Source organism: uncultured Campylobacter sp. (assembly GCF_944323605.1).
Lineage (GTDB): Bacteria > Campylobacterota > Campylobacteria > Campylobacterales > Campylobacteraceae > Campylobacter_D.
On the sequence record NZ_CALUTC010000006.1, the window covers coordinates 1 to 22,839 of the forward strand.

Sequence of the window (22,839 nt, forward strand, 5' to 3'; positions counted from 1 at the left end):
AAAAAGACTAAAAAATTTTAACGTCTTCTTCAGTATTTTTTTTTTATTACACACTAATCTTTCCTCCCCCCCCCCCCCTTTTTTTTTTTTTTACTACAAGTTTGCATTTACTGCTTTAAACTTACATTTTTAATATTTTTTTTATATTCTTAAGTAAAAACTATATTAAATATATTTAATTTTTAAAAGATAACTTATTATACATTTTTACTTAAGTATTTTATGCCAAGCAATGATGAGCTAAAAAAGGTTTTGCATAGTAAATATTTTGCTTATTCTTATTTTAACTATAATGATGATTTTATGGTGAAAATGTTTTCAAGCTTTATCATATCTAAGAAAAATAACGCTTTCACAAGTGCTATGCTTGATATTATGATGAATTATTGGCAAAATGACGATTCAAAACATCATCACTATTTTATGCTACATATTATTTTTGAGCTTTTAAAAGAAAATGGTTTTACAAATGAAAAATTTCATATAAGTGATTTTGAAATCCACCTTTTACAGTTTCATTCTCAAGACAAGTTTGATGAGAAATTATGGCAGGATATAAAAGAAAAAACCTTTTTACATAAATTAACATATTTTAAAGAGATAAAAGAAAATTCTATGCTGTCTAAAGTGCTTTTTGATTGAGTGTTTTGTAAATCACCCGTTTGGATGATTTGCAATTAAAGTTTTAAATTTATTTTTTCATATTTATAGCTTGCTGTATCATTTGATCGCTTGTTGTTATGCTTTTGCTACTTGCGTCAAATGCTTTTTGCATAACTATTAAATTTGTAAGTTCTACGCTTAAATCAGTTGCTGAAGCTTCTAATTTATCGCCTATAAATTGTGCTGTGTATATTAAATTTCCTTGCTCATCATACAAAAAGGAAGCTTCTCCGCTATTTCCTGTTTGAACAAAATTACTTCCATCTACAGAAGCCAAGCCTTGCTCATTGATGAAATTATACAGTGCTAGTTTTGCTACAGTTGCAGTAGCCCCATTTGTAAATTGCACCATTATAGAGCCGTCTGCTTTTATATCATACATTTGAAAAAAACCTTCAGGAACGCCGTCTTGTGAGCTTGTTATATTTTTTACATCGGGATCGTTTATGTTTATGTAAATTCCATCAAACCCAGAACCAACCACAGCGTTATTTAGTGTAGAACCTAGATTTATATTTACTGTATTTCCGTTGCTAGGATTTACTACTGAAGTTACTGTGTTTTGTATTAAAGCACCAGTTCTGTCAAAAACTATACTTCCTTCATTTGCTTCCCCTAAAGGATTTCCGTCCCAGTCAAAAATTTGCACAGTTGCTCTATATGCTATGTCAGTTCCATCTTGCGGTAAAACTCTTTCTAGTGTTAATCTTAGCCTATTTTGACTTCCATCGCTATTTACAAGCTTTTCTTCCATTACTTGAACATCAGCACTTTCTCTTTCTGTAGCCAGAAAAGCACTTTCTATTCTTAAGCTATCTCTATCAAGCCCAGCTAATTCTAATTCATTTGTTGTGAAATTTAAATTTTCATCTAGCAAAACTTCAGCACTAGCCTTTACTCCGTTCGCATCAACGAAATTTATCACAACTCTTTCTCCCTCTTTAGCGGAAAATATATCTTCTCTGCTTATAGACCCACTTACTACTATATTTGTATTTACTTCTTGTATGTTAAGTTCTGCAGGATTTAAATCAACCTCTATAGTTTCTACTGTAGTGCTTGAATCAAGACTTCCTTTAAATGTTACGTTGTTTGTGAGTTGCGGTTGATAGTATATATTAGTAGGGACAGATAAAATACCTTGAGAATCAACAGTGCCTAAGTCAAAAATTTGATTAGGATTATTTACTGTAAAGCCATTTGTTACGGGTATTCCACTTGCACTACCCATTATTTGAGATACTCTGTCGCTATAAGTTATAGGGGCAAAATTTGGATTCATAGTCCCTAAAACATAGTTTCCATTACTATCTACTAAATTTCCATTTGCATCTCTCATAAAAGAGCCATTTCTAGTATAGTAAATTCCGTCATTGCTAGTTACCCCGAAAAAGCCTTTTCCTGCTAATGCGACATCAAATTCTCCACCACTATCTAAAAAATGCCCTTGTTCAAATACTATTTTATTCGCACCTTGCACAGCACCAAAACCTGATTGTGATGGATTGGTTGAGTGCGATGTAACCACTCTGTTAAACACATCTGAAAATTCTGTTATGTAGTATTTGTAACCCGGTGTATTTACATTTGCTATATTGTTAGAGGTAGAATCAATACCAAAATTTTGGGCTTTAACCCCATTAACTCCATTATAAAATGCAGCAAACATCTGATGCTCCTTTGTAAATTTTTAACCCACTATTTCAGAAATCAAATCAAATCTAAGCTCTTTACCAGCCATAACAGCATAAGGAATTCCGTCCTTAAATCTAACAGATTCTATAGGATAAGCTCCAAATGAACTTGTTGAAGTTCCGCCATCCACATCTGTGTAGCTTGTTTTAAAGGTATATTGTCCGGCAGGAACTGGATTTCCATTATCATCTTTGCCGTCCCAAGATACTTTGTTTAAGCCTTGAGTTAAATCATCTTTTTCTATCTTTATAGAGCGAACTACATCTCCTTTTGAATTAAACACTTGAAAAGTAGCCCCGTCTTTTGTTTCCTTAGGTAGATACATATCTATATCAGAAAAACTTTCTCCAGAACTGCTCACATTTATGTAAGGATTATTTATAACAGCCATTTTACCTAAAGCACTTAAAGAAGCTAGGTTTTGACTAGCCATAATAACTGTTGAAAGATTGGTCATAGTTTCAACCATACTTTGCATAGTTGTATTTGTATTTTGCTGCATTTCAAGTGCGGCAAGTTGAGAAGTTTGGGTAAGCATTTTATCAGTATCCATTGGATCCGTAGGATCTTGGTGTTGCATTTCTATCAATAATAACTTCAAAAAAGCATCTTTATCAAGTAAAGAGTTGCCAGATTGACTTGTGCTATCATTTATACCTGTATCTGTTGTATTTGTAGTATTTGTAGTATTTGTAGTATTTGTAGTATTTGTAGTATTTGTTCTTGCTACTTGATTGTTGTTTGAAATAATAGCATTTGAATAAAAATCACTCATATTAAACCCCCTTAATTTTTTATATTTAAAAGCAAAAAGTATTCCAAATTAAAAATACTTGGCTAGGATTAATTCCAAAGGAGACTGTGTAGGCTCACTTATGGCAAAATCACCACTAGCTTTGTATGAATTTTTATTCTTTGAAGTTTGCTCTTTTTGATCTTTTTGTTTTTGATCGCTAAAATTCATTTCAAGTCCTGTGAAGCCCATATTTACAAGAGAATTTTTAAATTCTGCTTGATTTTGCACGAACAATGCCATTGTGTTAGGATTTGAGTTGAAATTTATATGTAAGGCACTTCCTCTTTGTATCAAAGTAACTTCAACTTCACCTAGATTAGAAGGATTAAGAGTTATGTTAAGCTTAGTAATAGGTGCTTTAAATTGTTGCATTTGCTCTTTTAGGTCATTTGCAAAGTATGAAAAGGTTTCTCTTACATTTAAATTCGCCTTAAGCTCATTTGCACTTATTTTGCTTAATGTGCTTACTAGATTATTTAGCTCATTTGTATTGTATTTTACATCACTTTTTGTATCTGTGTTATGCTCTTTTACATTGTTGTTTGTAGCAATTTCTTTGGTGTTTTGATTTTGGCTTTGACTATTTTGTTGCTCTAGATTATTGTTTGGATTTGAATTTGCTAAATTTGGATTAATCTTATTTTGATTTATCTTTGTGTTAAGTTCAAGCTTGTTATCTGTTATTATATCGCTTTCTTTGGTGCTAGGTTCTTGTTTTATATTTTTTAAAACACTAGTATCAACAACTACTTTTTCAGCAGATTTTACCTGCGTTGTTTGTAAAGAAGGCTTGGTATTTTCTATATCGGCTTGTTTTATTTCAGCTTGTTTGGTATTGTCTTGTTTTGTATTGATATTTTGCTTATTATCTATTTTATCATCTATCTTTTCATCTTTATTTAATGCTAAATTTTTATCAGTATTGTCAAGTTTAAGCTCTTGTTTTTCATCTTGTTTAGCAAGATTTTTAATGGTATTTGTGTCTAAATTTTGAGTTTTAACCTTAGAATTTTCATTTTTAAGCTCACTATTTTCTTGTAAATTGTTTTTATTTTCTAAAGGCTTTTCTTTTGATATATCTTTGCTTACTTCGTTGTTTTCTTGTATCTTGCTAAATGTTTCGTTTTTATTTTCTGTTTTTATATTTTCATTTATTTTTGGCATATTTTCTTTTATTTTTTGTGAATCATCTTTTAAAGGAAGTTCATCTTTTTTTGCATTTGTTTTAACTTCTTTAAAATCTTCTTTTTTAATCTCATCTACTGCAAGTTTGTTGCTTGTTTTGTCATTTGTATTTTTGATAATAGCTTCATTATCTGTGATTAAATTTTCTACCTTAGTATCTTTTATAGTTTGATTTTTTGCATCAAGCTTTAGCAAGTCGTTATTATCTAAATTTTCTATCTTTTTATCTTTAGAATCCTTAGTTTTTACTTTTTCATCTGTAAGCTTTAAAGCTTGGCTTAATATATCTTTTGAATTTTTGTTTGAATTTACATTTGTATTTTTATCTTTTTTTTCTATCTTATCTACTATGTTTGAAATTTTTGTGTTTAGAATATCTTTAAATGCACTTTCTAAAGACTGATTAAAAAATCCAGCTTTATCTAAATTTGGAAAGGTGTTTTTTAAATCCAAAATCCTATCTATCTTTATGTTTGATACATTTAAATCTAGCCCCTTAGCTATATCCAAAAGCTCACTTAAATTTTTAGCACCTTTTAAGGCATTAAAATTGCTCTCGCTTTGTAAAAATTGCTGTGTAAGATTAGATAGATTAGAAAGCTTAACATCAGTGCTTTTTATCTTTAATGTTTCTAAAACCCCCAAAACCTCCATAAAACTTAGAGATTCAAAGATTGACATTTCATTATTTTCGCTAGAAAGTCCGAAAAAGTTTGAATTTTTTTCTATATTTGCTATGATTTCTGCAGAAATTTCTTTATCGCTTATTTTAAGTCTATCCGGTAGAAATTCATTTGTTTCATCTATCGCAGAAAGTAAAGAAGATAAAAAATCCCCTTGAGAGCTATCATCACTTAAATTTTGATTGCTTTCTATAAAATTTTCACTACCTTTAGAACTTTTATTAGCTACCGTAGCTATGTCCAACAAAGAAGCTTTTGCAGCGAGTCCTTGCATAGTATATCCTTTTTAAAATTATAAAAATTTCTTTTTAGCTAATACTGGAAAGCTATCTTTTAAACTTTCAGTAGAATAAATTTTTAGCATTCTGTCGTTTTTATTTAACTCATCTAATATACACAAAAGATCATCTAAATTTTTGGCTTTTTCTATTCTCGCACAATTTTTCTTATTGCTAAGAATTTGAGATAATTCGCTTGAAATTCGAACTAACTTGCTATTTTTGCCACTTTTTAAACTATCTAACAATGCTAAAACTTGCATAAAGAATTCATTCTTCTTATTTACCTTTACCTCGAAAATTCCGTCTGTTAAAAGTTCAAAAATTTCATTTTTTACTGGTTTTGACATCTTCAATCCTTTAAAATAATATTTACACAGACAAAAGCAATTACTGTTCCAATTTTTAAATTTCTTTATTTAGATATTTTTTATATAATTTCAAGTCTTTAAACTTACACAAAGGGACCTAATTTGGAAAATATAAGAAACATAGCAGTAATAGCCCACGTTGATCACGGAAAAACTACTCTTGTTGATGAGCTTTTAAAGCAGTCAGGAACTTTTTCACAAAGAGAGCAAATAGCTGAAAGGGTTATGGATAGCAATGATATAGAAAAAGAAAGAGGCATAACCATACTTTCAAAAAATACCGCCATAAAATACGAGGGTTATAAGATAAATATAATAGACACTCCCGGACACGCTGATTTTGGTGGCGAGGTTGAACGTGTTTTGAAAATGGTAGATGGGGTTTTACTTTTAGTAGATGCTCAAGAAGGCGTTATGCCCCAAACTAAATTTGTGGTTAAAAAAGCCCTGTCTTTGGGCTTAAAACCCATAGTTGTGATAAATAAAATAGACAAGCCAGCAGCCGAGCCTGACAGAGTTATAAATGAAATTTTTGACCTTTTTGTAGCCTTAGAGGCAAATGATGAGCAACTTGACTTTGCCGTTGTTTATGCTGCGGCTAAAAATGGTTATGCAAAATTAAATTTAGATGATGAAAACAAGGATATGAAGCCGCTTTTTCAAACCATTATAGACAGAGTTCCAGCACCAAGTGGCAAGGTGGAAAATCCTCTACAACTTCAAGTATTTACATTAGGCTATGATAATTTTGTAGGAAAGATAGGAATAGCTAGGATATTTAATGGCAAGGTTAGGAAAAATGAAAATGTCTTGCTAGTAAAAGCAGACGGCGAGAAAGTAAATGGCAGAGTTTCAAAGCTTATAGGCTTTTTAGGTCTTGAAAAAATGGATGTAGATGAAGCTTATTGTGGGGATATAGTAGCTATAGCTGGCTTTGAGACTCTTGATGTTGGTGATAGTATAGTAGATGTAAATAATCCTCTACCACTTGATCCTTTGCATATAGAAGAGCCTACTTTAAGTATAGTTTTTTCAGTAAATGATGGCAAATTAGCAGGAACAGAAGGAAAGCACGTAACGGCAAATAAGATAGCCGAGAGATTAGAAGCTGAAATGAAAACAAATATAGCTATGAGATATGAAAATATAGGAGAGGGTAAATTTAAGGTAAGTGGTCGTGGAGAACTTCAAATCACTATATTAGCTGAAAATATGAGACGAGAAGGCTTTGAATTTTGTATGGGCAGACCAGAGGTTATAATAAAAATGGAAGATGGCGTAAAAACAGAACCTTTTGAGCATTTAGTTATAGATGTGCCTGATGAATTTAGTGGTGCTGTCATAGAAAAACTTGGAAAAAGAAAGGCTGAAATGAAAACTATGGTCCCAACTGCAGATGGACAAACTAGGCTAGAATTTGAAATCCCAGCCCGTTCTTTGATAGGTTTTAGAAGTCAATTTTTAACGGATACCAAAGGCGAAGGCGTTATGAATCATAGCTTTTTAGAATTTCGTCCTTTTAGTGGAGCAGTGGAAAAAAGAGGTAATGGTGCTTTAATATCGATGGAAGATGGAGTAGCATTAGGATACTCGCTTTTTAACTTGCAAGATAGGGGAGTGCTTTTTATAGAGCCTCAAACCAAAGTTTATGTAGGTATGATAATAGGAGAGCATTCCAGACCAAATGATTTAGATGTAAATCCTATAAAAGGTAAAAATTTAACAAATGTTAGAGCTAGTGGAAGTGATGACGCTATAAAACTTGTGCCGCCTAGAAAGCTAAGCCTTGAAAGGGCTTTAGAGTGGATAGAGGAAGATGAGCTTGTTGAAGTTACCCCACAAAATGTAAGGGTTAGAAAAAAATACCTTGATCCAAATCAAAGAAAAAGAATGCAAAGGCAAAATTCTTAATGCAAGACTTAGAGGATAATAGACTTTTTTTACTAAAAAGACTTGGAATTCTAAGGCTTTTAAGCATTATAGAAGCATTAGTCATTGGTTTTTTAGCCTTTGTTTTTATAAAAGATCTTATTATAGCTGTGATACTTGCTTGTATTGTAGGAATTTTATTTTTTCGATTTACAAGCAAAAAGCTTATTTTAGCTAAGAATGAACTTGAATTAAATATCACTAGGCTTTTTTTAAGGCAAAACAAAGCAAAGTTAAAGCTTTCTAGCATAAACGAAAAGGACTTTTTAAAGCTTAATTTTTTACAAAATTTAAGTGAATTTAAAAGTGTAAATAGCTTTGAATTTGATGATTTTAAACTTTATGATTTGCTTTTTAAAGATGAGTTTAAACGAGCTTTTTGCGGAGTGCTTGTGTGCTTTAATAAAGAATTAAAACAGGACGCAAACGCCGATATAAGCGATATATTCATAAGGGTAAAGGATAGAAATTTTAATACAAATGTTTTTTTTAAGAAAGGAAACAGTGTTTTAATCCCAAGCCTTAAAAATCCATTCTTTGCAAATTTAAATTTAACAGTTAAAGCAAATTTAGAACTTATGCAAGAAAATCTTAAAAAAATCAGAAATATTAACCCATAGTTAAGATGTTTTATACTACAATTTTGCTTATTGTGAGGTTTTTATATGTATAAGTTTTTTAAATATTTTATACCTTTTTATACCTTTTTTTTATTGGCTTGTGCTAATCATAGCTCTGACAATTTAATTTACACCCAAACCATACTTAGCAATTCTTGCTCTGATTCTTTTTTTGAGAAAGAAAAGAAAAAGATAGATAATTTAGAAGATCCTATATATGTAGGCATAAATGTAGCATCTATAGCTAGATATTGTAATAAATTTGAACTTAGCAATGAAATTTTTGACAAAACAGAAGACGCTTATAAATTTGATGTAGATTTAAAAGACGGAGCATCTAAAACATTAAAAGCCATTGGCACAACACTCACAAACGATTCTCTTGCTGATTATGATGGCACTTTATATGAAAGAATAATGCTAAATATTTATAAGGGCTTGAATTTTATGAGTCTGCGTGATTTTGAAAATGCTAGAGTTGAATTTAACAGAGCCTTGTATCGACAAGATAGAGCAAAAGAGTATTTCGCAAAAGATATAGCCGAGCTTAGAAAGGAATTTGACGAGCAAAAACAAAACAAAAAAGATATAGAATCAGGCATAGATAAAGTAAGTTCGCAGTATGAACATTTATTAAGAGAATTTAAAACATCGCAAAATTTTATAAATCCTTACGCTACTTATATTAGCTCTGTGTTTTTTTTCTTAGAAAGGGATTATTCAAAAGCTGCTGATTTGTTTAAAGAAATTGCCGTAACACACTCAAACAATGCTGAAATTAAAAAAGAATTTAATGTCTTTAATCAATACGCAAATTCAAGCTCTCCAGAAAAACTTAAAAAATATATATTTGTAGTTTATGAAAATGGGCTTGGTGCGGGATTATACGAAATGAGTTTTACTATACCTTATTCTTTTAACGATAGTATAATAACAACCTCATTTGCTTTACCGGTTTTAAAGGCTAGACCTTCATCGTTTCATTACATAAAAGCGGGAGATAAAAGAACTGTTGAGGTTGCAAATTTTGACGATATTATAGCTACTGAATTTAAGATTTTATTACCTGCTAAAATTTTTAAAGCCATTGTTTCAAGTATTTCAAAAACCGCTGTTAATATGGTCGTATCAAATAATGCAGGAGGCTGGGCTGCCTTAGCAAGCTCTATAATAAATTCAGCTACTACTAGAGCAGATGTTAGATATTGGTCATCTTTGCCAAAAAATGCACAAGTTCTTATGATAGAAAATAATGGCTATATAGAACTTACTGATAATATGGGCGGACTTTTATATAAAAATGATAATATAGACAAAAGTAAAAATACCTTACTTATATTGAGGTCATTCAGCGTAAATTCTACAAATTTAACATATCTCATACAGGAGGATAGATGAAAAGAATATTAATCTTGGCTTTGGCAACTTTGTTTTTTGTCGCTTGTGCTAGCAAAACAGTTGATCCTATGCAAGAAAGGATTAAAAAACATATAGTTTTTGAAGGCTTTAGTGAAGATATAGTTAAAAGTTTTAATTACAGAATAAATTCAAATTCTTTATTAGAAATAGAACTTATCTTATTTAGCGAGGATTCAGAGACTTTATCGTATAGTATTTCTTGGTTAGATGAGGATGGCTTTAAGATACAAACTCCTTCTTATTCGGAAAAGAAAAACAATATAAAACTTAAGGAAAATCAAGAGTTTGTAATACAAAGAGTATCAGAAAACAAAGATGCTGTTGATTTTAAGATAACACTTACGAAAGGATAAGAAATGACAAAAATAAAAATTTTAGGTTTAAGTTTGCTTAGTGCTTTTCTTTTAAATGCTTGTTCTAGTGCGGTTTCATACACTGACGGAAGAGCAGGTCAAGAAAAACAAGGAGATGCTCTTACTTTAGGGCTTGATAGAGAAGATTTTGAAAATGCTGCTGATACTATGATACAGTCTATGCTTAAAGACCCAGCCTTTGCTAGTATAAGACCGGGGCAAAGAAAGGTTATAGCAATAGGTAGGATAGTAAATGATACTCCTCAAAGGATAGATACAGATAGAATGATTTCAAAGATTACCATAGCTCTTAGAAAATCAGGAAAATTTGTTTTAACAACTGCAGTTGCAGCAGGTGGGGCAAAAGATAGTATGAGTCATGATGTAAGAAATTTAAGAGATAATGATGAATTTAATCAAGCTACCATAGCAAAAAAAGGAACTTTAGTATCCCCAGATTTTTCACTTGCAGGAAAGATAAGACAAGACACTGTAAAACTTCCTAACGGTAAAATTCAAGCTGAATATTTTTTTCATTTAACAGTAACTGATTTAACAAGTGGTTTGGCTTATTGGGAAGATGAGCAAACTGTTAGCAAAACAGGCTCTAGCAAAGCTGTAACTTGGTGAGGTTTTTATGAAATTTAAAATCTTAAGTATATGTTTTTTTGCCCTATCTTTTGCTTTTGCTGAAACAAACACTAGCACAAATTTTGGGAAAAATATAGGCATATCTCTTAGCAATAAAGACGGAACATATATCAATGTATCTCAAGGAGAAGGCAGCGGACAAACTAGGGAAGAAGCTACCTTAAATGCACTAGCAAACGCACTTTCTAAAATGAAAGGTCTTAGCATAGATGTAAAACAAGGTATAAATCAAAGAGCACATACTTACTTGCTAGGTTACACAAATGTTTTAGATAATAAAATTCAAAGTGCTGCAAAAGGCAGGATAGATAGCTATGAGATAACGAGCGTATCTATAGAGCCAGATACAAAAGAGTATGTGGTTTCGGTAAATGTGTATAAGACTCTTTTTAAAAGAAGCGAAAAGCCTCATATAGCTATATTTAATGATTCTGTCTTTAAAGCTATCGGAGATAATATCTTGCAAAATATCACAAACGAGCTTGTGAAAAGCAAGAAAGTAACAGTGCTTGATAGAAAAAGTGATAAATACTACAAGGCAGAAAAAAATTTGCTTAAAAGCGAGGATAGTTCAAGCGATGACTTATATAAGCTAGGAAATGTCTTAGGCACTGATTATATGCTTATTTTTAATCTTAGAAAGATAGGTGCTAGCTCGAATCAGGGTTCAAATATAACCGTTGCAGACACTCAAAGCATAAAAGGAGACGTGGTAATTGATTATAAGCTTATATTGTTTGCTACTAGGGAGATAAAGCTCTCTGATACACTTACTGTAAGTATTTTAGTCAAGGAAAATGATGTAAGAAGCGATGAAAAAGCAAGTGCTAAAATAGCAAAAGAGCTTAGCTCTAAGCTTTTAGATGAGCTTTATCCTCTTTATATAGCTATGGCTACAGATAAAGAAGTTATTTTTGAAGAAAAACTTGACAATGGTGCTATTTATACTTGCACCAGTTCTAATGCCGATACTTCCAGAGTGCAGATAACAAAGAGTTCTGCTAAAAGCTCAAGTGCAAAGATACTTGAGGGTAAGCCAAGACTAGCCAATGTATGCCATCTTGAAAGCGAAACAGGTAAGGCGGCAAATTATAAACTAGGCGATGATGGAGGCGTAAATTTAGGCTTTTAAGCCCTTATTAACTTTTACTTTTTAGTATCTTAACTAAGAAGTAAAAGTTTTCAATCTATATATTTTTATTTTAATTCGTAAATTTTAAGCTTGAAATCGCTGTTTGTGTTTTTAAGCTTTTCTACAAGCTTCTTATCTACTTTACCAAGATATACCAAGCCACTTGCTGGGCTTTGTTTTTCGTAAAAGATGCCTATATTTCCCCAAGGACTATAATAAAAAAAGTCCCCAATCTTAGGAGCATATCCATTTGTATGCTTTATAGATAAAGGTTTTTCTAAATGTGCTATTTTTTCTTTATGAACATAATCAGAAAAAGAAAGCTCAAGCGGAAGCTGTGTTAAAAATTCCGCACTAGCTTTATTATTTTCAAGTGTTATATTAAATTTTTCCTCGTTTAATTGTGCTATAATCATAAAATTCTCCTTAGCAAAATATTGACTACATAACAAAAATACACAAAAAATAATCCTAAACATCACAGTCCTTTTTGTTCTATTTCTTTAATGATCTTTGCTGGATTGCCACCAACTATTGAATTTGGTGGCACATCTTTTGTTACCACTGCACCTGCGGCTATGATAGAATTTTCTCCTATTCTAACACCAGCACAGATTATAGCTCCAAGCCCTATCCACACTCTATCTTCTATGTGTATGGCTTTGCAAATAGTGGTTTTTCTATTGTAAGGATTTATGTCGTGATTTATAGTCGCTAAATTTACTTTAGGTCCTATAAAAACATCATCTCCTATGTAAATTCCACCCCTATCCATAAATTCACAGCAGTGATTTATAAAAACATTTTTTCCAAGATGTATGTTTCGTCCAAAATCCGTGTAAAATGGGGGTAAAAGCCATACACTATCGTCTATATTGTTTCCTGTTAATTCTCTTAAAATTTGCCTTACCTCATTTTCATCGTGATAGCCAGTGTTTAATCTAGCTATTATTTTTTGGGCATTTTTAATCACTTCTAAAATTTTGTGATAATCATCATCTTCTGGATTTACAGGCTCTCCTGACATATCTCTTTGAAAAATATCCATTTTCTTCCTTTCTTAATTTTTGCTTATTATAAAACATTAGACCTACTCTAAGTCAATACTTATTTTTAAAAAAATATTAATTTTTAAATTTTTACTTTACAAAAAAGCAAAAATATTTACTGATTAAAATAAAACTATATGGCTAAATTTTTTATTGCATTACAAAATTATTATACAATCTGCTTAAGAGAGATTAAAATGAGAGAATTTACTTTTACCCAGCTAAAAGATGGCTATAGATACAATAGCGATACCTTGCTACTTTATGATTTCATTTCAAAGCATAAATTAAAAGGCTCTGTGCTTGAAGTTGGCTGTGGTTGCGGCATAATAGGAATTTTATTAAAGCATAAATTTGAAAAAATAGAGCTTTTTTTGCTAGATATTTTGCAGCAAAATTATGAACTTTGTGAGATAAATTTAAAGCAAAATAACATATCAGCCCAGCTTTTTTGTGAGGATTTTTTTAACTTTTCTCATAAAAAAAAAATTGATTTTATACTATGCAATCCTCCATTTTACAGAAATGGTGCGTATGAAAGCACAAATTTGCATAAAAAAGTTAGCAAATTTCAAAGCTCATTTTGCCTAGATAGCTTTATTAAAAAATCAAATAGTTTGCTTAAAGCAAATGGAACACTTTATTTTTGTTACGAAAGTTCTGCTTTAGAAAGTATTTGCTCTACTCTTACTAAATATAAACTTAGACTTAGTAAAATTTGTTTTGTTTATAAAGATGAAAAAAGCAAGGCGAGGTTGGTTTTATTGGAAGCAAAAAAGTCTTTTAATGGGGTTTGCGAGGTTATGAGACCATTTTTTATGTATAAAGATAAAATCATAAGCCCACAAATGCAAGAACTTTCATCGTCTTTAAGGATAAAAAGTCTTGATTTATAAAGAAAATTTTAACTATAGTTTTGATGAAAAAGCTTGTGAAAAGTGCAATGCCAAATGCTGCACGGGCGAAAGCGGGTATATATTTGTAAGCAAAGATGAGATGAAAGCTATATCATCTAGTTTGAGCTTAAATTTAAAAGATTTTAAAAAACTATATACAATAAAACTTGGCATAAAATACAGTTTAAAAGAAGTGCCTTACGAAAATGGCTTTGCTTGTATCTTTCTTGATACAGATAGCAAAAAATGTAAAATTTATGATCTAAGACCTAAACAGTGCAAAACTTTTCCATTTTGGGAATATTTTAAAACACATAAAAAGGAGCTTGAAAAAGAATGTATTGGCGTGTGTTTTTAGTTTGTTTAAGCTTGTTTTTTGCAGCTTGTGCTGTTAAGCAGGAAAATAAAGTTGCAGCTAATAACTCTTTAGTGGTAACAGAGGAGACTTTTAATACAAAGCTTTTAAGGGCATTAGCTTACGAAAGCGTTAGAGATTTTAGTTCTGCTAGTGCAGTTTTTTTAGAATTATATAAAGAATACAAAGAGCCTTCCTTACTTGAAAGAGCGTTTGTTTTAGCCATACTAAATAATAGCGATAAAAAAATACTTGATTCAATGAATGAAATGGCTAAAAAATACGATACAGCCAATATTATAAAGGTGAGGATTTCTTATTATGTTAAATTTGCAGATATTAAAAATGCTCTGATTTTGCTTGAGAGATTGATAAAAAAAGATAAAGATTTTAGAAATTACGAATTAGCCGGAGATCTTTATTTGTTTAGTAAAAATTTAAACAAGGCTTTGAGTTATTATAAAAGTGCTAATAGCTTACTTCCAGATCAATTTAAACCTAGCGAAGCTTTGAGTATAAAAATTTCAGAACTTGAATTTTTGCTAAACAACAAAGAAGCTTCAAAAAAAATTCTTAAAGATTTTATAAAAGCAAACAACAATAAATGCTCCTTGCTAGTTTGTGCTAGACTTGCTATGATATATGCAAATGAGAAAAATTTGGAAGGATTTAAAGATATATCATTGGAGCTTTATGAGCTTAGCCAGAATCCAGAATTTTTACTAAATGTTATATCAGCTTATTATAATTTTGGAAAAAAACAAGAGCTTTACGATAATATAAGTAGCTATTTAGAAAATAATTCTTTGCCTATATATTTTATTTTAGAGGTTATGAAAGATTCTCAAACAGCTAATAATTTTGCAAATAGACTTTATAACAAAACAAAAAATACAACCTTTCTTAGCATATCCGCTATAATAGAATACGAAGATATGAGAAAAACAAATACTGTAAATGAAAAAAAATTAAAATCCATCATAGAAAAATTTGATAAATCTGTAAATAAAAATAGCGAGGCTCACGTACTAAATTTTTATGGATACTTGCTAATAGATCATAATGTAAATGTATCAAAAGGTATAGAGCTTGTAAATTTAGCCTTAAAAGCAGAGCCTAAAAATGTGTATTATTTAGATTCATTGGCTTGGGGTTATTACAAACAAGGCAAGTGCGAAAAAGCTCTTGACTTAATGCAAGAAGCCCTTAAGTATGATTCTAAAAACGATATGATAAATTCAAGCGAATATAAAGAGCATATTAAGGCTATAAATTCTTGTTTAGGAGTTAAGGATTGATTTTAGATGATATTTTCAATAAAACGAAAGAGGATTTAAAACTTAAAAAGAAAGAAAAACCTTATAAGCATTTAGAAAGTATGATGCCTAAAAATAGGGCTTTTAAAGATGTAAAATCTTTATTAAAAAGAAATAATGAAAAATTAAATATAATAGCAGAGCTTAAAAAAGCTAGTCCTAGCAAGGGTGTTATAAGAGAAAATTTTAATTTTTTAGATTTAGCACAAGAATACGAAAGAGCAGGAGTAGCAGCTATCTCTGTTTTGACAGAAGAGCATTTTTTTAAAGGCTCTTTATCATACTTAAACGAACTTAGTAAAAAACTTTCTTTACCATTGCTTAGAAAAGATTTTATCTTTGATGAGTATCAAATTTTAGAAAGCTTTAATGCAGGGGCTGATTTTTTACTTCTTATAGCTAAAAGTCTGAGCAAGGAAGAGTTAAAAAGCTTATATGCCTTTGCTAAGTCCTTAAATTTAGAAGTTTTATTTGAAATTCATAGCGAGGAAGATTTAGAAAAAGCTATATTTGCTGAAGCTAAGATTATAGGAGTAAATCACAGAAATTTAGATGATTTTTCTATGGATATGAAGCTGGGCTATAAACTCTTTGAGCTTATGCCAAAAGAGCTTATAAGGGTTGCTGAAAGCGGTCTTGATGATAAAAACATTTTGCTTGAGCTAGACAGTGCCGGGGTCGATGCTTTTTTGATAGGTGAATATTTTATGAGACAAAGCGATGTTTTTAAAGCAAGTTTAGACTTTGTAAGGAGATGATATGCTAGAGGTTATACATTCGCCACACAGAAGCAAATATTTAAGCCAAAAACAAGATATATGCCCATTTTGCAATATAGATAAAAAAGATGATGAAGAAAAAGGTGTATTTTTTAGGGCTAAATTTTGTTACTGTATAATGAATTTATATCCTTACACTCCCGGACATTTTATGGTAATACCTTATGAGCATATAGCTAATTTGTCAGATTTAAGAGATGAGGTTTGGCTTGAGATGAGTTTGCTTGTTAAAAAGGGAGAGCTTGCTTTAAGAAAAATTTTAAAAGCACAAGGAGTAAATTTAGGTATGAATTTAAGCGATGTTGCTGGAGCTGGCATACCTACACATTTGCATTATCATCTTGTGCCAAGATATTTTGGTGATACAAATTTCATAACCACCATAGCACAAACTAGAATTTGCGGCAAGGATTTAAATAAACTTTATTTAGATTTAAAGCAAGAAGCTGACAAGTTTTTTACAGTTAGTTAATTTGTATTAAAAATATAGTTTAAAAAAGTTCATTGTTAAGCCCAGCAAAAGCTGAGCTTAAATTTAGCAAGAATAACAAGTTTTAAATTCATACGCAGTAGGTCTAGCTTCCACAGGCCAAACTTGAGTTCTAAATTTAAGGTGTTGATAATCATCTATAAAGACATCGCTCATCACAGGCTTTAGGTATGAATTATATCTTATCAAGGCTTCAAGGCTGCCTCTTAGGGTGTGAGGTAACTGTTCTATGCCCTTTTCTCTTATCTCATCAAGTGTTAATTCAAATAAATTTTCATCCATTGGTCCAACAGGAACTGTTTTATTTTTTATGCCATCAAGCCCTGCCATAAGCAAAGAAACAAAGGCTAAGTAAGGATTTGCTGTGCTGTCTGGAAAGCGAATTTCAACACGTGCCGAATTTTTACCTATACCGTATGGAACACGGCAGCTAGCACTTCTGTTTTGACAAGAATAAGTTAATATAGACGGGGCTTCAAAGCCAGGTATTAGTCTTTTATATGAATTTGAGCTAGGATTTGTAAAAGCTGCCACACTTCTTGCATGACCTAATATACCACCTATGTAGTTTATAGCCGTTTGGCTTAATTTTCCATAACCCTTTTCATCGTAAAATAAATTCACGCCATTTTTCCAAAGACTCATATGCACATGCATACCGCTGCCATTATCTCCATAAAGTGGTTTTGGCATAAATGTAGCTGTCTTTCCGTTAAGATGTGCTACCATTCTTACTACGTATTTGTAAATTTGCACATTATCAGCAGCCTCGACTAAGGTTCCAAAATTTACGCCTATTTCCCCTTGTCCTTGAGCGACTTCGTGATGATGGACGAATGTTTTTAAACCCACTTTTTCCAGAGTTTGCACCATTTCAGCCCTTAAATCAACCATAGAATCTATTGGTTGCACAGGAAAATATCCGCCTTTTGTTCTAGGTCTATGTCCCGTATTGTATCCATCTACAAAGTCTTTATCATCGTTCCAATCACCTTCTTCAGTATCTATTTCATATTTTGCACAGTGTATATTATCGACTATTTTAACACTATCAAATATGAAAAATTCATTTTCAGGTCCAAAATATGCAGTATCAGCTATATCGCTATTTTTGAGAAAATCCATAGCCTTTTTTGCTATGCTTCTAGGACATTTTTCATACATTTGACCCTTGTAAATATCATAAACATCGCAAAAAACTATCACTGTAGGATCAGCGGTAAATGGATCTAAAAAAGCACTTTGTGCGTCTGGTTTTAGTATCATATCTGATTGTTGCACGGGTTGCCAACCATCAAGTGAGCTACCATCAAATGGAATTCCTTCTTCAAAATGTTCTTTATTTATCACTGATAAGTTATAAGTTATGTGATGCCAAGTGCCTATCATATCTGTAAATCTAAAATCTACAAATAAAACTTCATTATCTTTACAGAATGAAAAAAATTCATCTACGCTATTCACGAATTTTCCCATATTTTCTCCTTATGTGAAATATATTTTAAAATTGTAGTATATTTTTTTTAAATTAAGTTTAAATTAATAAAAAAAAGATGAGCATTTTATAAAATAATTTTTTTATGCCTTTTTAACTTATTTTTGATTGATAAATTATGAAAAATTTATTATAATGAAGCTTTTGTTTTGTGAAGGACTTGCTATGACACAAGAAGAGCTTGATAATTTGATGGACGGCAGTAATGAACTTTGCGATTTAGATAGCAAAGATGATTATGTCAGAGGAAATGTAGATGATGGATATAGAGTAGAAGCTGATGCTCATTGGCCACCTCCTCCACCTAATGAAGAACATAAGGTTGTTCATCAATTAGACGATGTTACTAGAGATAGCGAAGTTAAGGCTATAGAGCTTATGGATAGGCTTGAACTTATGGATAAGTATTTTTCGCAATCGGAATTCTTTTTGCAAGAAATAGAAAGTTGTAATAAGAAAAATATAGAAATTTTTAATATATTAAAAGAAAAATTTCCTGCTGTGCAAACTTTCAAAGATAGAGCTGAGGCAAACGAGGCTATGTCAGAAAAATTTTCAGAAATTTTTACTCGTTTGCAGAATGGACAAAATGAAATTATGGTTTCTATGGATGCTATGCAATATCAAGATATACATAGACAAAAGATAGAAAGAGTTATAAATGTGATGAGAGCATTAAATAAATACCTTACTTCTCTTTTTGAAAGCAAAAAAGACGATAGTAAAAGGGTCTCTTCTGCTGTTTATATAAATGGTGATGATAATGACGATGTCGTTACTAATGACGACATAGAAGCCTTGATAGCAAATTTAGGCAAAAAATAATGCTAAAGCCCGAGTTAGTGGCACCTGCTGGAAATTACACTAAGCTTAAAATAGCTCTAGCTTACGGTGCAGATGCTGTTTATGCAGGGCTTAATAACTTTTCTTTAAGAGCTGCAACTGCTAAAGAATTTGATTATGAAAGCTTTAAAGAAGCTGTAAATTACACTCACTCTCTAGGTAAAAAAATTTTTGTTACATTAAATGCTTTTTATTTTTCTTCTCAAATTGAAAATTTAAAAAAACATATAAAAAAACTTTACGATATGAAGCCCGATGCTTTTATAATAGCTTCTTTGGGTGTGGCAAATTTGATAAAGGAAATGAAATTAGATATAGCATTGCATATATCAACACAAGCTAATGTTTTAAATTATTTAGACGCACAAGCCTATGAAAAATTAGGTGCAAAAAGGGTGGTTATAGCTAGAGAATTGAGTTTGAAAGAGGCAAAAATCATTAAAGAGCATTGTAAAAATTTAGAATTAGAAGCTTTCGTGCATGGCTCTATGTGCTTTGCTTATTCTGGACGTTGCCTAATATCTTCTGTGCAAAGTGGTAGAATGAGTAACCGTGGTTCTTGTGCTAATGATTGTAGGTTTTCTTATGAGCTTTACGCAAAAGGTAAAAATGGGACATTGTTTAGATTAGAGCAAGATGAAAAGGGAACTCATATTTTTAATTCTAAGGATTTAAATTTATGCACTTATGTAGAGCAAATTATAAAAGAAAACTGTATAAATGCCTTTAAGATAGAGGGTAGAACAAAAAGTGAATACTACGTAGCTCTTGCTACTAGAACTTATAGAATGGCTATAGATGATGCTTTAAGCGGAAATTTTAATCCTAAACATTATGAGTCTGAAATACAAACCTTAGCAAACCGTGGTTTTACAGATGGATACCTTGTAAATAGGGCATTAGATAGACAAGATACTCAAAATCTTTCAAGTAGTATAGAGCAGGGCAGCAAGCAAGTATGTGCCTTTAGTGAAGATGGAAATTTTTTCAAATGTAAAGGCAAAATAGCTTTAAACGAAAGCTATGAAATACTTTGTCCCTTAAATTCACACATAGATGAAAAAGAAAATGAGCTTGGTAAAATTTATAAAAAAGATAGCAAATATTTTGTAGAATTTAAAAAATTACTATCAAAAACTAATAAAGAATTCAAAGAAATTCATAGCGGTAATGAAAATGAAATTACCCTACCAGTTTCTTTGCCTAAATTCTCTTTTTTAAGAAGGTGATAAAATGAATTTTGTTTCTATTTTAATGGGTAGTAAAAGTGATTATGAGATTGTAAATGAGGCTAGTAAAATCCTTCAATCTTTTAATGTAAAATACGAGCTAGTAATTACTTCAGCACATAGAAGTCCCACAAGGACAAAAGAATACATAAAAGATGCTGAAAAAAGAGGTGCTAAAGTTTTTATAGCCGCTGCTGGTATGGCAGCACATTTAGCGGGAGCAGTCGCTGCTTACACGGTAAAACCTGTAATCGGAATACCAATGCCCGGTTCGAATTTAGCAAGTATGGATTCTTTGTATTCCACAGTGCAAATGCCAAGCGGGATACCTGTGGCTACAGTTGCCATAGGAAAAGCTGGTGCTATTAATGCTGCTTATCTTGCTATTCAAATTTTAGCTGTAAATGACGATTTACTAAGTAAAGCTCTTTTAGAAGACAGAAAAAAACAAGAGGAAAAACTTGTAGCCGATTCTAAAATGGTTGAAGTTTTGCTCTAAACAAGGAAAGCTTATGCAAACTTATCTAGAACTTAAGGAATTTTGCAAATTAGTTCATCTAAATGAAGATGTGGTTAAAGGAATGATGGCAAACAATGCTTTAAATTTTAAAGAAGAAGACGGTAAAATTTACATAGAAGCAAATCAAGGCACTTTTAGCGTTGTGCCAAGTAGAAATTCAAGCGAACCTTTACCTGTTGATTCTATAAGCTTAGCTGGAGAAAGTTTTGTAGAAAAAACAATAGGCACTATATTGAATTTGCACGAAAAAGTTTTGGATGCAAAAGATGAAACATTAGAGGTCTTGCAAAGAGAAAACAAATTTTTAAAAGATGCTCTTTATTCTATGCAAGAAATTTATGATGAGGATAGAAAAACTATAGATGCTTTAAATTCACAGTTAAAACACGCTCAAGATGAGGTAGAATTTCTTAAAAGAAAGTATAAAATGATGTGGAATAAGGCTATAGATAATTTTACTCAAAACAAAGAAACTAACAAGAATCAAAATACAAATCCTAGCGAGGATAAATGATGCTATCTTTTTCTGAAATGATTTTAAGATTACAAAATTTTTGGCAGGACAAAGGCTGTGCTATTATGCAACCTTATGATATGCCAGCTGGAGCAGGCACATTTCACCCTGCAACCTTTCTAAGAAGTTTAGGCAAAAAACCGTGGGCGACCGCTTATGTAGCACCTAGCAGAAGACCAACAGATGGAAGATACGGTGATAATCCAAACCGTTTAGGTGCTTACTACCAGTTTCAAGTCCTTATAAAACCTAGTCCAGACGATATACAAGAGCTTTATTTAAAGAGTCTTGAGTGCTTGGGTTTTGATTTAAAAAATCACGATATCAGATTTGTAGAAGATAATTGGGAGAGTCCTTCTCTTGGTGCTTGGGGGCTTGGTTGGGAAGTTTGGCTTGATGGTATGGAAATAACTCAATTTACATATTTTCAGCAGGTCGGAGGCTTGGCACTTGATTTAATAAGCGTTGAAATAACTTACGGTCTTGAAAGACTTGCTATGTATTTGCAAAATGTAAATTCTGTTTATGACATACTTTGGAGCGAATTTAATGGAGAAAAGATAAGCTATAAAGATGTGCATAAACAAGGAGAATTTGAACACAGTAAGTATAATTTTGAACTAAGCACAGTAGAGCGGCTAAATGAAAATTTTGATAATGCTTATAAAGAGTGCAAACATATACTTGAAAACAAACTTTCACTTCCTGCTTATGATTACTGTATGCAAGCAGCTCATATATTTAATTTGCTAGATGCAAGAGGTGCTATTTCAAGCACTAAAAGACAGGAGTATATGCTAAAGATTAGAGAACTTTCAAAGGCTTGTGCCTTAAATTACAAAGAAAATTTAAATGAAACTTGAGAAAATATATAAATTTTTAGACAGCATAAGCCCTTTTGAAAGCCAAGAAAAATGGGATAATAGTGGGCTTTTGTTGGGTAATTTTGAAGATGAAATTTCAACAGTTTATCTAAGCCTTGATATAGATGAAAATTTGCTTGATGAATGTAGCGAAAATTCTCTTTTGATTACACATCATCCTCTTATATTTAAGCCTTTAAAAAATTTAGCTAATGATTTGTATCCAAATTCTCTTGTAAAAACTATGGTTAAAAAGAATATTTCTTTGATTTCTTTGCATACAAACTATGACAAATCTCATTTAAATATATATTTTACTGAAGAAATTTTGGGCTTTAAGCATTATACGCAAGATAATTTTTTAATATACATTGATATAGAAAGCACTTTTTCTTCCTTGCTTACCTTGCTTAAACAAAAACTATCCCTGAGTATGATTAAAAATGCTTTTTGTGGCAAAGAAAAAATAAATCGCATAGCCATTTGCACTGGAAGCGGTGGAGATTTGATACCATTTGTAAAAGCGGACTGTTTTTTAAGCGGAGATTTTAAGTATCATCAAGCATTAGAGGCTATTAGCAATGGTTTAAGTTTGATTGATATAGGACACTTTGAAAGCGAGGAGTGTTTTTCAAAATCTTTAGCAAATTCTTTGCAAAATTTGCCATTAAAGGTTATAATTACAAATTCAAAAAATCCATTTAGACTTTCTTAG

The 22,839-nt window shown here is 31.3% G+C and carries 25 protein-coding genes; 18 read left to right on the top strand and 7 right to left on the bottom strand.

Annotated features, from left to right (window positions below; translation table 11 throughout):
• The first annotated feature begins 222 nt into the window (after positions 1-222).
• Positions 223-642: a capsular polysaccharide synthesis protein gene (locus Q0J35_RS04665; protein WP_297193584.1), complete on the top strand. Its 420-nt coding sequence runs from the start codon at positions 223-225 to the stop codon at positions 640-642.
• Between the two features lie 49 nt (positions 643-691).
• Here the strand turns inward: Q0J35_RS04665 and Q0J35_RS04670 are convergent, their stop codons facing one another.
• Genes Q0J35_RS04670 through Q0J35_RS04685 form a run of 4 tightly spaced genes read right to left on the bottom strand, consistent with a single transcriptional unit; the run spans position 692 to position 5,650 of the window.
• Positions 692-2,332, bottom strand: coding sequence for a flagellar hook-basal body complex protein (locus Q0J35_RS04670; protein WP_297193586.1), 1,641 nt, complete (start codon positions 2,330-2,332; stop codon positions 692-694).
• A gap of 21 nt (positions 2,333-2,353) precedes the next feature.
• Entirely contained in the window at positions 2,354-3,133 is a 780-nt protein-coding gene (locus Q0J35_RS04675; RefSeq protein WP_297193588.1) for a flagellar basal body rod modification protein, read from the bottom strand.
• A gap of 48 nt (positions 3,134-3,181) precedes the next feature.
• Positions 3,182-5,296: a flagellar hook-length control protein FliK gene (locus Q0J35_RS04680; protein WP_297193590.1), complete on the bottom strand. Its 2,115-nt coding sequence runs from the start codon at positions 5,294-5,296 to the stop codon at positions 3,182-3,184.
• Positions 5,297-5,314: 18 nt separating this feature from the next.
• On the bottom strand, positions 5,315-5,650 hold the full coding sequence (locus tag Q0J35_RS04685) for a hypothetical protein (protein WP_297193592.1): 336 nt from the start codon (positions 5,648-5,650) through the stop codon (positions 5,315-5,317).
• A gap of 123 nt (positions 5,651-5,773) precedes the next feature.
• Here Q0J35_RS04685 and typA point away from each other — a divergent pair, with 123 nt between their 5' ends.
• Genes typA through Q0J35_RS04715 form a run of 6 tightly spaced genes read left to right on the top strand, consistent with a single transcriptional unit; the run spans position 5,774 to position 11,775 of the window.
• Positions 5,774-7,582, top strand: coding sequence for a translational GTPase TypA (gene typA / locus Q0J35_RS04690; RefSeq protein WP_273404897.1), 1,809 nt, complete (start codon positions 5,774-5,776; stop codon positions 7,580-7,582).
• Entirely contained in the window at positions 7,582-8,220 is a 639-nt protein-coding gene (locus Q0J35_RS04695; protein ID WP_297193595.1) for a poly(A) polymerase, read from the top strand. Before typA ends, Q0J35_RS04695 begins: the two co-directional genes overlap by 1 nt.
• A 45-nt stretch (positions 8,221-8,265) precedes the next feature.
• Positions 8,266-9,618 (top strand): hypothetical protein, encoded by a 1,353-nt coding sequence (locus tag Q0J35_RS04700; RefSeq protein ID WP_297193596.1) that lies wholly within the window; start codon positions 8,266-8,268, stop codon positions 9,616-9,618.
• Positions 9,615-9,992 carry a DUF1425 domain-containing protein gene (locus Q0J35_RS04705; protein WP_297193598.1) on the top strand — a complete coding sequence of 126 codons (378 nt, stop codon included), beginning with the start codon at positions 9,615-9,617 and terminating at the stop codon, positions 9,990-9,992. Before Q0J35_RS04700 ends, Q0J35_RS04705 begins: the two co-directional genes overlap by 4 nt.
• A 3-nt stretch (positions 9,993-9,995) precedes the next feature.
• A complete protein-coding gene (gene lpoB / locus Q0J35_RS04710; protein WP_297193600.1) occupies positions 9,996-10,622 on the top strand; it encodes a penicillin-binding protein activator LpoB in 627 nt (208 codons plus the stop codon).
• Between the two features lie 7 nt (positions 10,623-10,629).
• The gene (locus Q0J35_RS04715) at positions 10,630-11,775 is read left to right on the top strand and encodes a CsgG/HfaB family protein (RefSeq protein ID WP_297193602.1); all 1,146 of its coding nucleotides are present in this window, start codon (positions 10,630-10,632) and stop codon (positions 11,773-11,775) included.
• Positions 11,776-11,840: 65 nt separating this feature from the next.
• Here Q0J35_RS04715 and Q0J35_RS04720 read toward each other — a convergent pair whose 3' ends face one another.
• Both Q0J35_RS04720 and Q0J35_RS04725 read right to left on the bottom strand, forming a co-directional pair.
• Complete coding sequence (locus tag Q0J35_RS04720) at positions 11,841-12,191, bottom strand: cyclophilin-like fold protein (protein ID WP_297193604.1); 351 nt, start codon at positions 12,189-12,191, stop codon at positions 11,841-11,843.
• 62 nt (positions 12,192-12,253) lie between these two features.
• Positions 12,254-12,823 carry a sugar O-acetyltransferase gene (locus Q0J35_RS04725; protein ID WP_297193606.1) on the bottom strand — a complete coding sequence of 190 codons (570 nt, stop codon included), beginning with the start codon at positions 12,821-12,823 and terminating at the stop codon, positions 12,254-12,256.
• A gap of 198 nt (positions 12,824-13,021) precedes the next feature.
• On the opposite strand from Q0J35_RS04725, the gene Q0J35_RS04730 reads away from it, so the two are divergent.
• From Q0J35_RS04730 to Q0J35_RS04750, 5 genes are read left to right on the top strand one after another with little or no spacing between them, the layout of a single operon-like run.
• Positions 13,022-13,720, top strand: a complete 699-nt coding sequence (locus Q0J35_RS04730; protein WP_297193608.1) for a methyltransferase — start codon at positions 13,022-13,024, stop codon at positions 13,718-13,720.
• Positions 13,710-14,078, top strand: coding sequence for a YkgJ family cysteine cluster protein (locus Q0J35_RS04735; protein WP_297193610.1), 369 nt, complete (start codon positions 13,710-13,712; stop codon positions 14,076-14,078). Before Q0J35_RS04730 ends, Q0J35_RS04735 begins: the two co-directional genes overlap by 11 nt.
• Positions 14,057-15,373, top strand: coding sequence for a hypothetical protein (locus Q0J35_RS04740; RefSeq protein WP_297193612.1), 1,317 nt, complete (start codon positions 14,057-14,059; stop codon positions 15,371-15,373). The genes Q0J35_RS04735 and Q0J35_RS04740 overlap by 22 nt, the downstream gene beginning before the upstream one ends.
• The gene (gene trpC, locus Q0J35_RS04745) at positions 15,370-16,149 is read left to right on the top strand and encodes an indole-3-glycerol phosphate synthase TrpC (protein ID WP_297193614.1); all 780 of its coding nucleotides are present in this window, start codon (positions 15,370-15,372) and stop codon (positions 16,147-16,149) included. The genes Q0J35_RS04740 and trpC overlap by 4 nt, the downstream gene beginning before the upstream one ends.
• Before the next feature lies 1 nt (position 16,150).
• The gene (locus tag Q0J35_RS04750; protein ID WP_297193616.1) at positions 16,151-16,642 is read left to right on the top strand and encodes an HIT domain-containing protein; all 492 of its coding nucleotides are present in this window, start codon (positions 16,151-16,153) and stop codon (positions 16,640-16,642) included.
• 63 nt (positions 16,643-16,705) lie between these two features.
• On the opposite strand, the gene glnA is transcribed toward Q0J35_RS04750, so the two are convergent.
• Positions 16,706-18,136, bottom strand: a complete 1,431-nt coding sequence (glnA, locus tag Q0J35_RS04755) for a type I glutamate--ammonia ligase (RefSeq protein WP_297193618.1) — start codon at positions 18,134-18,136, stop codon at positions 16,706-16,708.
• A gap of 184 nt (positions 18,137-18,320) precedes the next feature.
• Here glnA and Q0J35_RS04760 point away from each other — a divergent pair, with 184 nt between their 5' ends.
• From Q0J35_RS04760 to Q0J35_RS04785, 6 genes are read left to right on the top strand one after another with little or no spacing between them, the layout of a single operon-like run.
• On the top strand, positions 18,321-18,980 hold the full coding sequence (locus Q0J35_RS04760; protein ID WP_297193620.1) for a chemotaxis protein: 660 nt from the start codon (positions 18,321-18,323) through the stop codon (positions 18,978-18,980).
• Positions 18,980-20,227, top strand: coding sequence for a peptidase U32 family protein (locus tag Q0J35_RS04765; RefSeq protein ID WP_297193622.1), 1,248 nt, complete (start codon positions 18,980-18,982; stop codon positions 20,225-20,227). Before Q0J35_RS04760 ends, Q0J35_RS04765 begins: the two co-directional genes overlap by 1 nt.
• 4 nt (positions 20,228-20,231) lie before the next feature.
• Positions 20,232-20,726 (top strand): 5-(carboxyamino)imidazole ribonucleotide mutase, encoded by a 495-nt coding sequence (gene purE, locus Q0J35_RS04770; protein ID WP_297193624.1) that lies wholly within the window; start codon positions 20,232-20,234, stop codon positions 20,724-20,726.
• A gap of 13 nt (positions 20,727-20,739) precedes the next feature.
• Positions 20,740-21,261 carry a DUF3972 domain-containing protein gene (locus Q0J35_RS04775; protein WP_297193626.1) on the top strand — a complete coding sequence of 174 codons (522 nt, stop codon included), beginning with the start codon at positions 20,740-20,742 and terminating at the stop codon, positions 21,259-21,261.
• Positions 21,261-22,124, top strand: a complete 864-nt coding sequence (glyQ, locus tag Q0J35_RS04780; RefSeq protein ID WP_297193628.1) for a glycine--tRNA ligase subunit alpha — start codon at positions 21,261-21,263, stop codon at positions 22,122-22,124. The genes Q0J35_RS04775 and glyQ overlap by 1 nt, the downstream gene beginning before the upstream one ends.
• A complete protein-coding gene (locus Q0J35_RS04785; protein WP_297193630.1) occupies positions 22,114-22,839 on the top strand; it encodes a Nif3-like dinuclear metal center hexameric protein in 726 nt (241 codons plus the stop codon). The genes glyQ and Q0J35_RS04785 overlap by 11 nt, the downstream gene beginning before the upstream one ends.